At 37.1% G+C, this 12,435-nt stretch carries 20 protein-coding genes and 2 pseudogenes; all 22 read left to right on the top strand.

The window, feature by feature from the left end; genetic code table 11:
- Positions 1-366 precede the first annotated feature (366 nt).
- Positions 367-672, top strand: a complete 306-nt coding sequence (locus WKT03_RS11270) for a DUF6442 family protein (protein WP_340392099.1) — start codon at positions 367-369, stop codon at positions 670-672.
- A 2-nt stretch (positions 673-674) separates the two neighbouring features.
- Positions 675-881: a helix-turn-helix transcriptional regulator gene (locus WKT03_RS11265; RefSeq protein WP_117808274.1), complete on the top strand. Its 207-nt coding sequence runs from the start codon at positions 675-677 to the stop codon at positions 879-881.
- Positions 882-962: 81 nt separating this feature from the next.
- The gene (locus tag WKT03_RS11260; protein WP_340392095.1) at positions 963-1,388 is read left to right on the top strand and encodes an N-acetyltransferase; all 426 of its coding nucleotides are present in this window, start codon (positions 963-965) and stop codon (positions 1,386-1,388) included.
- Positions 1,389-1,411: 23 nt separating this feature from the next.
- The gene (locus WKT03_RS11255) at positions 1,412-1,834 is read left to right on the top strand and encodes a PPC domain-containing DNA-binding protein (protein WP_340392092.1); all 423 of its coding nucleotides are present in this window, start codon (positions 1,412-1,414) and stop codon (positions 1,832-1,834) included.
- A 62-nt stretch (positions 1,835-1,896) separates the two neighbouring features.
- The gene (gloA2, locus tag WKT03_RS11250; RefSeq protein WP_008402179.1) at positions 1,897-2,277 is read left to right on the top strand and encodes an SMU1112c/YaeR family gloxylase I-like metalloprotein; all 381 of its coding nucleotides are present in this window, start codon (positions 1,897-1,899) and stop codon (positions 2,275-2,277) included.
- A gap of 220 nt (positions 2,278-2,497) precedes the next feature.
- Complete coding sequence (locus WKT03_RS11245) at positions 2,498-3,130, top strand: ThuA domain-containing protein (RefSeq protein WP_008400174.1); 633 nt, start codon at positions 2,498-2,500, stop codon at positions 3,128-3,130.
- 77 nt (positions 3,131-3,207) lie between these two features.
- The gene (locus WKT03_RS11240; protein ID WP_008400173.1) at positions 3,208-3,537 is read left to right on the top strand and encodes a hypothetical protein; all 330 of its coding nucleotides are present in this window, start codon (positions 3,208-3,210) and stop codon (positions 3,535-3,537) included.
- A 26-nt stretch (positions 3,538-3,563) separates the two neighbouring features.
- Positions 3,564-4,007 (top strand): GNAT family N-acetyltransferase, encoded by a 444-nt coding sequence (locus tag WKT03_RS11235; protein ID WP_340392087.1) that lies wholly within the window; start codon positions 3,564-3,566, stop codon positions 4,005-4,007.
- A 174-nt stretch (positions 4,008-4,181) separates the two neighbouring features.
- Positions 4,182-4,505, top strand: a complete 324-nt coding sequence (locus WKT03_RS11230; RefSeq protein WP_008400170.1) for a hypothetical protein — start codon at positions 4,182-4,184, stop codon at positions 4,503-4,505.
- Positions 4,498-4,890 (top strand): hypothetical protein, encoded by a 393-nt coding sequence (locus WKT03_RS11225; protein ID WP_008400168.1) that lies wholly within the window; start codon positions 4,498-4,500, stop codon positions 4,888-4,890. Before WKT03_RS11230 ends, WKT03_RS11225 begins: the two co-directional genes overlap by 8 nt.
- A gap of 264 nt (positions 4,891-5,154) precedes the next feature.
- Positions 5,155-5,496 (top strand): TipAS antibiotic-recognition domain-containing protein, encoded by a 342-nt coding sequence (locus tag WKT03_RS11220; protein WP_084770625.1) that lies wholly within the window; start codon positions 5,155-5,157, stop codon positions 5,494-5,496.
- A gap of 108 nt (positions 5,497-5,604) precedes the next feature.
- Positions 5,605-5,805: pseudogene (locus tag WKT03_RS11215) on the top strand (winged helix-turn-helix transcriptional regulator); the annotation flags it as partial.
- 142 nt (positions 5,806-5,947) lie between these two features.
- Positions 5,948-6,385, top strand: a complete 438-nt coding sequence (locus tag WKT03_RS11210; RefSeq protein ID WP_119962810.1) for a radical SAM mobile pair system MarR family transcriptional regulator — start codon at positions 5,948-5,950, stop codon at positions 6,383-6,385.
- Complete coding sequence (locus tag WKT03_RS11205) at positions 6,382-7,071, top strand: radical SAM mobile pair protein A (protein WP_340392081.1); 690 nt, start codon at positions 6,382-6,384, stop codon at positions 7,069-7,071. Before WKT03_RS11210 ends, WKT03_RS11205 begins: the two co-directional genes overlap by 4 nt.
- Positions 7,059-7,967, top strand: coding sequence for a radical SAM mobile pair protein B (locus tag WKT03_RS11200; protein WP_340392079.1), 909 nt, complete (start codon positions 7,059-7,061; stop codon positions 7,965-7,967). Before WKT03_RS11205 ends, WKT03_RS11200 begins: the two co-directional genes overlap by 13 nt.
- Positions 7,968-8,065: 98 nt before the next feature.
- Entirely contained in the window at positions 8,066-9,001 is a 936-nt protein-coding gene (locus tag WKT03_RS11195) for a hypothetical protein (RefSeq protein ID WP_055145659.1), read from the top strand.
- Between the two features lie 203 nt (positions 9,002-9,204).
- A complete protein-coding gene (locus WKT03_RS11190) occupies positions 9,205-9,609 on the top strand; it encodes a hypothetical protein (RefSeq protein ID WP_015534085.1) in 405 nt (134 codons plus the stop codon).
- A 257-nt stretch (positions 9,610-9,866) separates the two neighbouring features.
- Positions 9,867-10,307: a hypothetical protein gene (locus WKT03_RS11185; RefSeq protein ID WP_015534084.1), complete on the top strand. Its 441-nt coding sequence runs from the start codon at positions 9,867-9,869 to the stop codon at positions 10,305-10,307.
- Positions 10,308-10,391: 84 nt separating this feature from the next.
- Positions 10,392-10,940 (top strand): AAA family ATPase, encoded by a 549-nt coding sequence (locus WKT03_RS11180; protein WP_117785875.1) that lies wholly within the window; start codon positions 10,392-10,394, stop codon positions 10,938-10,940.
- A 106-nt stretch (positions 10,941-11,046) separates the two neighbouring features.
- A pseudogene (locus WKT03_RS12655) lies at positions 11,047-11,195 on the top strand (TnpV protein).
- A 205-nt stretch (positions 11,196-11,400) separates the two neighbouring features.
- Entirely contained in the window at positions 11,401-12,114 is a 714-nt protein-coding gene (locus WKT03_RS11165; protein ID WP_117785876.1) for a TetR/AcrR family transcriptional regulator, read from the top strand.
- A gap of 138 nt (positions 12,115-12,252) precedes the next feature.
- On the top strand, positions 12,253-12,435 hold a 183-nt coding region (locus WKT03_RS11160), incomplete at its 3' end, for a hypothetical protein (protein WP_340392069.1).

Below are 12,435 nucleotides of genomic sequence, written 5' to 3'. Positions count from 1 at the left end.
TATTTCCAATATTCTTTCTTCAGGAGAATTAGATGAGACTTCTGTCGGTTTTTCCAATAAAAGTTCTGGAGGAAGAAAACCCAAAATATATAATCTTAACATGATACTTTCAGTATGATATCGTGTTAATTCAAATTTTAGCTGGAAATAATGCACCTTATAAAAAGGGACAGAAAAGGATAAGTGATGGTGTATTGGTAGCGATAACATTGATGATTGCTGAGTCTAATCCAGAGGAAAAAATATCATGGTAGACTTGATAAAGTCTACCTTTTATTGCAAATAAAACTTGACAAAAACTTGACAAGTGTACTTGGCAATGTTATGCTTTTGTTGCAAATGAAACTTGGCAAAGGAGATTGGATTATGGAAAGAAAAGAAATTTTAAAAAGAGCACAGGATGAAAAATTGGATGAAAGAGAACTTCAAGTAAAAGATAAGTCTATGATGTGGTCATATATTGTTATGGTGATTATGGCATCTGTATTTTCCTTTATTCGATCGGAACAAGGTTTACCTATGATGGACTTATGTGCAACTGTTAGTGGTTCGGTGTGTGCAGCAATGACATATCGATTTATTAAAACACGGAATAAAGAACATTTGATTATATCAGTTATTATGTTTGCAACAGCGATTATGGCAATTGTTAGATTTTGCATGGGGCATTAATTATGAATGATTCACTCGAATTGAAAAATAATATTAAAGAAGCTCGAACTGAAAAAAAATTATCACAGGCTGCATTGGCTGATTTGGTAGGTGTATCTCGTAATACAATTAGTTCGATTGAGACGGGACAATTTAACCCTACTGCAAAGCTAGCATTATTATTGTGTTTTGCTTTGGAAAAGAAATTTGAAGATTTGTTTTATTTTTAGAAAAATTTTGTCAGATTATGAAATGGTTGTTTTTTTACAATAAAGAGAGCAACAACTTCAAGTTTATGGAGAGTCACTGTTATGATTAGAGAATTTCAAAGGGATGATATAAATAAAGTTGCAGATATATGGTTGGATACAAATATAAAGGCACATAATTTTATCTCCGCCGAATACTGGAAAAGCAATTTCAAATCAGTAAAAGAAGTACTGTCACAAGCAGAGGTTTATGTGTATGAGTATGATACAGAAATACAGGGTTTTATAGGGTTAAATGATGAATATGTTGAGGGCATTTTTGTTTCTGGTGAAATGCAATCGCAGGGGATAGGTAAAATTCTGCTGAATTATGCAAAGGATAAAAGGAATAAGCTGCTCTTGAACGTATACCAAAAGAACGCACGGGCAATATCCTTTTATAAGAGAGAAGGATTTGAGATTCAGCATAGTGGCTTAGATGAGGCTACTGGAGAAAAAGATTATGTAATGACATGGCAACACAAATAGAAATTCCAGAAGGGAGAAACAAAATGGAATACAGAAAATTTGATAATGTAATAATAGCGAGAATTGACAAGGGGGAGGAGATTTTAGAACAACTGAAAGCAATTGCTGTAAATGCGAATATAAAGCTTGCCAGTATCAATGCTCTTGGAGCTATCAATGATTTTACAATCGGAGTATATAAGACAGATGAGAAGAAATATTACTCAAACAGTTTTAAAGGGTATTATGAAATTACATCACTGACAGGTACGATCAATACAATGGATGGAGAATATTATGCGCATCTTCATATGAGTGTCGGAAATGAGAAAGGTGAAGTGTTTGGAGGACATCTGAACAGAGCTGTCGTGAGTGCAACCTGTGAGATGGTAATTACGGTTATTGATGGAAAAGTTGACAGAGTTTATGATGAAAAAATAGGGCTTAATGTATTTAAGTTTGATTAGATGCGTTCTTATGATATTATACTTCATGTATTCAAACAAAGTAGGAAAGAGGTAAATACACCATGAATTTGAAAAAAGTTCATCATATTGCCATTATTGGGAGCAACTATGAGCAATCAAAGCATTTTTATGTGGATCTATTAGGTTTTTCTATTATTCGAGAAAATTACAGACCAGAACGTGATGATTACAAAATTGATCTTCAACTCGATGAGATGGAATTAGAACTTTTTATCATTAAAAATTGTCCGAAGCGCCCCAGTTATCCAGAGGCGTACGGTCTCCGGCATCTTGCCTTTGCTGTAGACTCGGTCGATAATACCGTAAGAGAATTGAATAAAAGGGGCATCATAACTGAGCCGATTAGACTCGATATTTACACAGGTAAAAGAATGACATTCTTTTATGACCCTGACAATCTACCATTGGAAATTCACGAATAAAGTATTGCAGTTAAAAGATGTGCCCTGTTTTGGACTGTGATTTTATAACTTCAAGTTTGCAGAACTGACCCAAAAGAGCTCGAAGGAGCTCTTTTTGCTTTTTTATAATAGTATCATTATGGTATAATAGAGACAATAAAATCGGAATTTAACGCACATCTAAAAAACGAGAATTCACAAAAACGTAGCCATAAAATGGTGATGAAAGGACGTATAACTTATGAGTAAAAAAGTATTTGTTTTGGTACACGATTACTGGCATCACGATGATTCCATCAAGCCTATGATGAACTATCTGTTTAACGCAGATTATGAAGTAACATTCACAAAGAATCCAAATGATTATTTCAAGGGGCAGTTTGATTTGTTTTTGTCTTTCAAAGATCCTATTGAAAATGATCAGATTCCTACTCCAATCTGGTGTGATGAAAAATGGACGGAGAAATTTCTGAATGATATTCAGAATGGTATGGGAACGATTATGCTTCACGCATCACTTACTGATTACACAGAAAATCACGCAATCCTCACAAATGTTGTAAGAAGTAACTTTATCACTCATCCCGAACAATGTCCGCTTACTGTAAAACCGATAGCAGAACATCCGATTATTGAAGGCATTGGCAAATTCACATTCCCTGATTTTGACGAACATTATGTAATGAAAATGATTCCGAATGCTGATACAACGATTCTTGCAGAAACCGTTTCAAAGAACGGCGTTCAGCCTGCTGTATGGATTCACACCTATGGCAAGGGAAAAATCTGCTGTATCGTTCCTGCACACACTACCCAAAATCTGACCTGTGAACCATTTGTCAAACTTGTAAAGAATGCTATTGATTGGGTTTAATAGCATTAATAGAGCGTCAAATTCCAGTTTGGAGAATTGAGAAAATCGGAATTTTATGAAATGTTAAGAGAAAGCTAATGAGAATGATGGTAGAAAAAAAGAAATCAATAGCATTAATTATTATTTTACTTACAATTGTTGTTATTTTTATTTGTGGTCGATATTATTTTGCACACAATAAAAGTTATAAAAATGAGGCAATTGAAAAAGGAGATTATATATATCTTAATGGAGTAAGATATTCTCAAACATCGAAACTGGAAAATTATAAAATATCAAATGTGGTAATTTGTACATCTGACAGTGGGAGAAAATTATATGAGATAGAAGAATATCCTGATTATGAATATATCGCGGGATATTATGCATGGGACGGCGTAATATATAAAAAAGATGAAACAGATTGATAACTTCCCGTTTATGAGGATAAAAGATGAAAATTATAGAAATCACAGAAAGTAAAAAACAATATCTTGAGTTGCTCTTATTGGCAGATGAGCAGGAAAAAATGATAGATCGCTATCTTAATAAAGGCAGAATGTATGTGTTAGATGATAATGGGATTAAATGCGAGTGCGTCGTTACCAATGAAGGAAATGGAGTGCTTGAAATAAAAAATATTGCGACTGCTCCGGAATATCAAGGGAAAGGATATGCAAAAGCCCTGATTGATTTTATTGTTGAGAAATACGGAGAACAATATGCTATTCTGCAAGTAGGAACAGGAGATAGCCCACTTACAATACCATTTTATGAAAAATGTGGTTTTGTCCGTTCGCGTATCATTCCCCATTTTTTTACAGAAAATTACGATCATCCAATATACGAAGATGGAATACAATTGGTGGATATGGTATATTTGCAAAGAAAGCTATAAAGAAACATGTTCTAATAATCCGTTGACATTTTAAAATTGCCGTGGGTATACATATGCACATACCTATATTGAGTACATAGAAACAACCTATGGTTGGAATGCTGTTTTGAACATTATACAGAGCGGGGATTATGAAGCGGTCTTTAGAAAATCGAAACGGGATATATACGCTGAATGGGTAGCGTGCGTGATATAAGAAATGCTTCGGTGCATAGTAATTGTTTAATCAATAAGTTGTTTGAAGAATTACCAGCTACACAACAACCAGATGCGGAGATAACGGAATATGTGAAACGGATAAAAAATATTCCTTCATCGACTAGAGCTAAGAATTTGAAATATAGAGTCGTATATGATTTTGTAACATTGTTATTTGTGTATAATGAAATTGTGCCGGAAGGGGTGGCGAAAAGACAAAGACATAAAGAAATACAAGAATCCAAGGCAGCACGAGATGCATTTGCTGAATTTGTATTAGAGAGGAGAAAAAGTGAATAAAAAGGCTTATGTAAGTATTATTATTGTTTTAATAGTTTTGGTATTGATTACTGGCTCATATACTGCAATTCATTATTTTTTTAATTATTCAACAAAAGAATGGTTTAGAGAGAGTATTAATGCCGGAGATTACGTGATTGTTGGTGAAGAAATAGGTGATACAATATTTGATGGTGACACTCAGGTTGAAATCTCTATTTTTGACCACATTAATAAGGTCCATATGATCTCCTTTAAAACAAGAATTAGCAATCAAGGGGAGAAGCTGTCAGCTAAAAATTATGATATTGAATGTACTGACGAATATATAAAAATTGAACTGATTAATTTTGATGGTACAAAAAAAGTGGCATATCGCTTTTTCTTTGAAGATTTCAAGTATTAATATTTTTTATATAAAACACAAATGCTAGGTGGATCAGAGAAGGATGCTTGAAAAAAGCATGTCGGATTTCGATGATCCACCTTGTTTTATTAGTAAAAAAGATTTACCTATACTTATGGTAAACGTCAAATCATCCAACCAAGGTTCAGAATTAAAGTAATCATGCCGATATATAATGAAAATCAGTAAATTGTAAACGGAGCATCAATAATTCAGAAGGAGAAAGGATGGGTATAGGAGCAGATGGGGTAATGATGTTTCGGTATAAGACAAACCTCTGAGTATAAGGAGTTTGAAGAGAAAACAAAGAACTGGACGAAAGACGATGAAGCTACTGTTGCAAATGAGTTTATGCAATTATTTGTTGAATTCGGACAAATGAAAGAAATGGACCCAGAAGATGAACAGGTGCAGTTGCAGGTAAGGAAACTTCAGGATTACATTACAGATCATTTTTATACATGTTCTGATAAGATTTTATGCGGTCTTGGAAGAATGTATGCCGGTGGAGGAGAACTTACGGAAAATATTGATGATGTTGGAGGAGTTGGCACAGCAGAGTTTGCAAGTAAAGCTATTGATATATTTTATATGAGCGGAAGGTAAATTCAAGTTTGTAACGAAGGTATTTGCGATGAAAGAAATTAAGATTGAGTTATTGGGGATTGCAATAATACCTTTAGGAATTGCTGTGACAACAAATAATTTTTGGGGATAGATGGTATTTCACAAAAGGTTTTGACAGATAGTTTAAGACAAATGATGAGTGATGGGCTGGCATATCGCCACGATTACCATGAGCAGCCACCGAGAGTTGAATACGGCTTAACGGAACTCGGAACAAAAATGCTTCCAATTGTTAATTCACTTGCTGACTTTGGTAACTACTATAAATCAATTATTGAACAGAATTAAGGACGTTAGTATTTGAAAAGCTTGAACAATTCCAGTTTGGAGAATTGAAAAAACGGAATTTACCTATTAGGACATATAAACTGTTGACAATAAAGCTCCTATATAGTATGTTTTTGGTAAACTACTATATAGGAGCTTTTGTATGGAAATGAATGGAGGATTTCTTGTCACCAAAATAAAACAGCTTGGAGACCGGATTTTCGAGAAGATTCTCAGTGAAAAGAATATTGATGCGTTTAATGGAGCCCAGGGGCGTATTCTTTATGTACTGTGGCAGGAGGATGGTATCTCAATCAGGTCACTCTCGACTAAATGCGGATTAGCGATAACATCTCTTACTACGATGTTGGAAAGAATGGAAAATCAAGGGCTGATAAGCCGTGTTCAGTCTGAAACGGACAAAAGGAAAACGCTCCTGTTTCTGACTGAGAAAGCATATGCCTTAAAGGGCGAGTACGATTCTGTATCTGATGAGATGGGCAGTATTTACTACAAAGGTTTTTCAGAGGAAGAAATTACCCGGTTTGAGGAATGCCTCGACCGCATCAGAAAGAATCTTGAGGAGTGGCAGAAGTCATGAGTATTTGTATCAAAGATCAGATTCAGAACATGAATATCGTCATTGGCTGCACAGTGGGGTGTACATATTGCTATGCCCGCAACAACGTGAAACGCTGGCATATGATTGATGATTTCGCTGACCCTGAATTCTTTCCGGGTAAGCTCAAGATGATGGAAAAGAAACGTCCGCAGAACTTTCTTCTTACCGGCATGAGCGATCTCTCCGGATGGAAGCCGGAATGGAGAGACGAGGTATTTGTAAAGATCCGTGAAAATCCGCAGCATCAGTTCCTGTTCCTTACCAAGCGACCTGATTCGCTGGATTTTGATACCGATCTGGAAAACGCATGGTTTGGCGTTACGGTGACGAGGAAAGCAGAACTGTGGCGTATCGACGCCCTTCGGAAAAACGTCAGAGCAAAACATTACCATGTTACCTTTGAGCCGTTATTCGATGATCCCGGCACAGTTGACCTTTCTGGAATCAATTGGATCGTTGTCGGCACCATGACCGGAGCTCAGAGCAGGAAGATTCATACGGAGCCGGAATGGGCATGGTCTCTGACGGACCAGGCACATAAGCTCGGCATTCCGGTGTTTATGAAGGAAGACCTTGTCCCTATCATAGGGGATGAAAATATGATTCAGGAAATGCCGGAAGAATTTAATAAAGTGTTAGAGGTACAGAAATCATGGAAGAAGTAATAAATGGAATCCTCATTCGTGAGGTGGAAACAAAGAACATCATGACTAAGTCTAGTTTGCCGGTAGGCGGTTACTCGGTCAATCCCTATGTGGGCTGTACACATGCCTGCAAGTATTGCTATGCTTCTTTTATGAAGCGCTTTACCGGGCACAAGGAGGAATGGGGCACTTTCCTTGATGTGAAGCATTGGCCGGAAATTAAAAATCCGAAGAAATATGACGGACAGCGGGTGGTCATCGGTTCTGTGACAGATGGCTACAATCCACAGGAGGAGCAATTCGGGAATACCAGAAAACTTCTGGAGCAGCTGATCGGCAGTGACGCAGATATTCTGATCTGCACAAAGTCGGATCTTGTGGTACGGGATATTGATCTGTTGAAGAAGCTTGGACGTGTAACTGTTTCATGGTCGATCAACACACTAGATGAAAATTTCAAGAACGATATGGATTCTGCTTCGAGCATTGAGCACCGTATCGCTGCTATGAAGCAGGTATATGAGGCAGGTATCCGTACAGTCTGTTTCGTATCCCCGGTATTCCCCGGCATCACGGATTTTGAAGCAATCTTTGAGCGGGTAAAGAATCAGTGCGATTTGTTCTGGCTCGAAAATCTCAATCTTCGAGGCGGTTTCAAAAAGACAATTATGGATTATATCGCCGGAAAATATCCTGATCTTGTACCACTTTACGACGAGATCTATAACAAGCATAACCGCAGCTACTTTGAAGCACTTGAAGTAAAAGCTGAGAAAATGGCTAAGAAGTATGATTGTGCCTTTGTGGATAATGAAATGCCTTATGGCAGAGTCCCGCAGGGGCATCCGGTGATCGTAGATTATTTCTATCATGAGGAAATCCGTGGGACAGAGAATACCGGAAAAAGAAATCGCTAAATTTCAGTTTGTAGGGAACAAATCAGACAATTTTATAATAAAACAGCGTTAGAGCATTTATGTGTGAGAGAAAAATCAAGTGTAGGAGAATACATGACATGAAATATACGAATAAGCATATAAAAGAAGAATACAAATTCAATCAAATGTGGCGGACGATCGGAATGATTCTCTTATTGATAGGAATATTTTTGGTGGCATTTGGATTGATTCAGACAAAGAGAAAGATGGATTGTGTTCGACCATTTGAACAGGTATTACAGGAAGAAGCCAATCCTGCGAATCAGACAGCATATATTGATATTATCCAGGTACCGGAGAAACTGGCAGAAAATAAATATGAAGGATATTACCTTGTAACAACGGCAGAGGAAAGCTATATTGTAGGGATGCAACCGGAACAGTTTGCAGATTTGAAGCAGAGAGTTGAAGAGAATGGTACGGCAAGAGTGGAAGGCATGACGAAAGTTGTGACTGACGAGAACGTAAAAAAAATAATAAGTGAGTATATCAATTACAAATTTATTTATATATGTATGACGAAGCTTACCTATGGAAAAATACTCAAGGAAGGATATTTTGTGAATCTGGATATCGGAGGCATCTTAATATTGATTGGAATTTCGATGGTATTAACCCAGGTGCGTGCGATTAAAAAATACAGACATCCATTGGCAGAGCAGATTGACGAAGAATGTAATCAGCCGGAAGCTCTCTGGTTTAATGATTTTAGGATATATTTGACAAAGAACTTTCTTGTATCTGTATATGGTGGAAAGCTGACTGCACTGGATCTGGCAAAGGTACGATTGACAAGACTGTTTGAAACAGTGAAGGGAAGCATGAACGTTATCACTTTGGAGGTAACGACAACAGAACAGGAGAAAATAACTGTCAGCGAGAATGAATGGTCATTTTTTACAATGAATGAAGAAGAGATTACTTATCTGACAGATGTATTCGGTAAAAGAAATATTGAATTTGTTTGTGAGATTCAACCAGATGAAGAAATCGATGAAGACGAAGAGTTTTGAAACGGAAATATTCAAAGGATGGAATTGGGATATTGCATACAATATAATAAAAAAGGTACAGATTTGAGTGAAGAAGATGTGGCTTTACATTTAAATGGGATGATTATAAAGAATTTAAGAAACTTTTAGATAAAGAATATAAAGATTATTTAAGTGTATAACCAGTATTATGAGCAAATTATATGAAGGGACAGATTTGATATATGGGTTTATTTAATAAAATGAAAAATTTTTTTTCGGGCTTTAAGTATAAGCTGGACAGAGAGATTTTAAGGGAATATCTCCAGCATACAATTGATTTTGCTGTCGAGAATAAGTTGCCATTTTGTGATGAATTTTATATTGCCGACAGTCTTGATGCAAAGGATAGATTACATGTCACTATCCTAAATTATGATGTACCGGGAGATGCTGTTTATGAGATTGAGAAGAGTTTTGAGGGAATAGTTATTTTTGCAAATCATGAGAAATGTTATGATCCGGAAAATGATCATAAGTATATTGATGCGGAAGATTTTATAAGCCAAGAGCTTTGCACGTTGCCAGAAGAGTTTTTTGTAGCCATGGATATCGCACCGACTATGCTTGAACAGTATATGATAAAATGAGCATTAGAAGACCGATGGTGTGGAGATTGTTTTGTTCACATAAAATGGAAAAGGTAGGATGGATTGTCGTGATTGTTATCGTGACTATCTTATATTAATTGGAGTAAAAAAGAAATTGAGGGGATATAAGTATCATACGGAAAAATAACTATATTATTTTGAAGAAAAGTACATAGTTTATCCCATTTCTAATATGATTTAATTATGTTACACGTTGATAAATCGGAATTTTAAGAATTGTCTAGGAGATATGATTTATGAAAAAAACACATTTAATAATTGTAAATATAATTCTTTTACTGTGGTATTTTCTTTCAATGATAGGATTGAAGATTGGAGACAAATACTTGGTAACAGGTGCATTTGAGGAAGAATGGCTATTTATGCTTATTCCGACAATTACATTCGTTTTAATGTTAGTTACAAAAAATGTTGGAAGGAATATACATTTGATATGGTTGGCAGGGTGGTTTGTCACTCAGTTCTTAAGTCATGAATGGTATACTTTATTTGGAAGAGGATTTATGGGAGAAATGGACAAGAAGATTGCCTATTTTTCAGAATGCATTCAATTAATAAATGTGGATGGAAGATATGTTCCTGATGTATATCATATTGTATTACATATTTTGATAATTATTGCATTTGTTGTGACCTTGCTTTATAGAGAAGAAAAAACATTAGTTGACGAAGTGTGAAAATTCCAGTTTTTGAAACTGAGAAATCGGAAGTTGTGGAGGAACAGAAACTTTGAATTTATTGCTAACTAAAGAGGTATAAATATGCCAACCGGAATTATGATAATTGGTCCATCCGGAAGTGGAAAGACAACACTTGGAAAAATTGTTGCACAGAAATTGGGATATCCATATTTTGATGTGGACGATTATATATGGAAACAGAATACAGATAGTCCATATACACAGATGTATACACGAGATGAAAAGATTAGCAGACTGAGCAATGATATTGCTCCATATGAACATTTTGTTATGGCTGGTTCGATGAGTTCGTTCCATTACGCATTTGATGAGATGTTTGAAATGATGGTACTTCTTTATGTTTCACCGGATATTCGAATAGAAAGAGTCCATAAAAGAGCAATAGAGCGATTTGGTGAAAGAGTGCTTGAAGGTGGAGATATGTATGAAGCCCATATGAGATTTTTGAATGATAATCGAAGTTATGAAGGAGATGGTTCTCCGAATATGAGAGAACAGAAAGAATGGATGAAAAATATGTCGTGTGTAAAAATTGAATTGGATGGAGCTGCGGATCTTGAAAAGAACGCAGATATTATTGTAAACAATTGGAAGGGGATAGCGAGATAACTTCCAGTTGAACAAAATCGCTGCGCCACAGCCTTGGCAGGCCATCGCGCAGCGATTTTGTTCAATCGGAGATTACCTTGCAGAACTCAATGAGCGGGCAGAAGCAATGTTTTCTCGGCTGGTAAAGCAGCTTTCCGAAAAAGAGGGTGTAACGGAAGCCTCAAAGCGGAAAATCAAATGCTGTGGGTACAAAGAATGAACAACATCCGCAGCGCTGCTATGGAAATCGTTTCGAGTGAGCTTATATACTGTTAATACTAAGTAAGAAAAGTCGCTGTCAACAGACGGCGGCTTTTCCTTTGCGGGTAGTATTCAAGAAGTCATAAAGTTCCGTGAGTAATGGAAGAAGCCAGCGTTTGCGGAAATGTCACAATTTACGGAAGTAAAGTTTCAAATACCACTTGCCTTTTTGTACTTTCTGTGATATTATTGGTATGCGTACCAAAACACTTGAAGAGAGATGATATATTTGCGAAGAAACAGCAGTGAAACAAAGAGGAAAATACTGACCGTATGCGTGCGCCTCTTTTTGGAGCAGGGGTATAAAAACACCTCTGTCGGTCAGATTGTGGACGAAGCGGGCGTGGCAAGGGGAAGCTATTTGAATCTGTTTCCTACCAAGGACAGAATTTTGCTGGAATTGACCGAAACAATGTTCGGCGGACAGTTCGGCGTGGCAAGAAGCATTGCAGACAGCAAGCTGCCACCGGTTTACGCCTATGCGGTGGAAACGGCGATCCAACTGACCCTGACCGAGCAGAACGAGAACCTGCGGGAAATCTACATTGAAGCCTATTCCCTGCCCGACACGTCGGAATATATTTACCTGCATACCACAGCAGAGCTGAAGCAGATTTTTGGTGAATATTTCCCCGATGATACCGAGAGCGACTTTTACGAGATGGAAATTGGCACAGCAGGATTGATGCGTAGCTATATGGCGAGAAAATGTGATATTCATTTTCCATTGGAACGCAAGCTCAACCGCTTTTTGACGGCATCAATGAGAGTATATCGTGTACCGGAAGCAGAGCAGGCAAAGGTGCTTGCCTTTATTCAATCACTGGATATCAAGGCAATTGCCACCGAGGTAATGTATAAGCTGTTCGCCATGTTGGAAATGAAATATGACTTTAAGCTGTCAATGGACAACAAAGGAGAGGAAACTATATGAATAAGAAAATTTTGAGCGTTGTGCTCATACTGTGCGTGATGCTGGCTGTTATGCCTATGACGGCATATGCGGCGGTTAGAGCGTTTTGTCCTAAATGCGACCAGGCACAAACGGTAAGGATGACTTGTCAATACGCAAATGATAAATGGCACCGATGCGATCTTACATGCACGGTGTGTGATAATACATGGAATTACTGGCAGGCACACACATGGAGCGGAACGGCGACTTGCACAAGCGGAAAGACATGCACGGTTTGCGGCGGATCTTCCGAACCGCTTGGGCACGACTGGAGCACTTGGACGCAGAACAGCGATGAAA

The organism is Coprococcus sp. HCN-4056 (genome assembly GCF_037892645.1).
Classification (GTDB): domain Bacteria; phylum Bacillota; class Clostridia; order Lachnospirales; family Lachnospiraceae; genus Coprococcus; species Coprococcus ammoniilyticus.
Note: the sequence above shows the minus strand (reverse complement) of the source record. Positions and strands in the feature narration are given on the sequence as shown.

Coding starts and splice junctions, on each gene's coding strand:
- WKT03_RS11270 (WP_340392099.1), top strand. CDS start 367: ATGGAAAGAAAAGAAATTTTAAAAAGAGCACAGGATGAAAAATTGGAT.
- WKT03_RS11265 (WP_117808274.1), top strand. CDS start 675: ATGAATGATTCACTCGAATTGAAAAATAATATTAAAGAAGCTCGAACT.
- WKT03_RS11260 (WP_340392095.1), top strand. CDS start 963: ATGATTAGAGAATTTCAAAGGGATGATATAAATAAAGTTGCAGATATA.
- WKT03_RS11235 (WP_340392087.1), top strand. CDS start 3,564: ATGAAAATTATAGAAATCACAGAAAGTAAAAAACAATATCTTGAGTTG.
- WKT03_RS11200 (WP_340392079.1), top strand. CDS start 7,059: ATGGAAGAAGTAATAAATGGAATCCTCATTCGTGAGGTGGAAACAAAG.
- WKT03_RS11185 (WP_015534084.1), top strand. CDS start 9,867: ATGAAAAAAACACATTTAATAATTGTAAATATAATTCTTTTACTGTGG.
- WKT03_RS11205 (WP_340392081.1), top strand. CDS start 6,382: ATGAGTATTTGTATCAAAGATCAGATTCAGAACATGAATATCGTCATT.
- gloA2 (WP_008402179.1), top strand. CDS start 1,897: ATGAATTTGAAAAAAGTTCATCATATTGCCATTATTGGGAGCAACTAT.
- WKT03_RS11240 (WP_008400173.1), top strand. CDS start 3,208: ATGAGAATGATGGTAGAAAAAAAGAAATCAATAGCATTAATTATTATT.
- WKT03_RS11180 (WP_117785875.1), top strand. CDS start 10,392: ATGCCAACCGGAATTATGATAATTGGTCCATCCGGAAGTGGAAAGACA.
- WKT03_RS11230 (WP_008400170.1), top strand. CDS start 4,182: ATGGGTAGCGTGCGTGATATAAGAAATGCTTCGGTGCATAGTAATTGT.
- WKT03_RS11195 (WP_055145659.1), top strand. CDS start 8,066: ATGAAATATACGAATAAGCATATAAAAGAAGAATACAAATTCAATCAA.
- WKT03_RS11190 (WP_015534085.1), top strand. CDS start 9,205: ATGGGTTTATTTAATAAAATGAAAAATTTTTTTTCGGGCTTTAAGTAT.
- WKT03_RS11245 (WP_008400174.1), top strand. CDS start 2,498: ATGAGTAAAAAAGTATTTGTTTTGGTACACGATTACTGGCATCACGAT.
- WKT03_RS11210 (WP_119962810.1), top strand. CDS start 5,948: ATGGAAATGAATGGAGGATTTCTTGTCACCAAAATAAAACAGCTTGGA.
- WKT03_RS11255 (WP_340392092.1), top strand. CDS start 1,412: ATGGAATACAGAAAATTTGATAATGTAATAATAGCGAGAATTGACAAG.
- WKT03_RS11165 (WP_117785876.1), top strand. CDS start 11,401: ATGATATATTTGCGAAGAAACAGCAGTGAAACAAAGAGGAAAATACTG.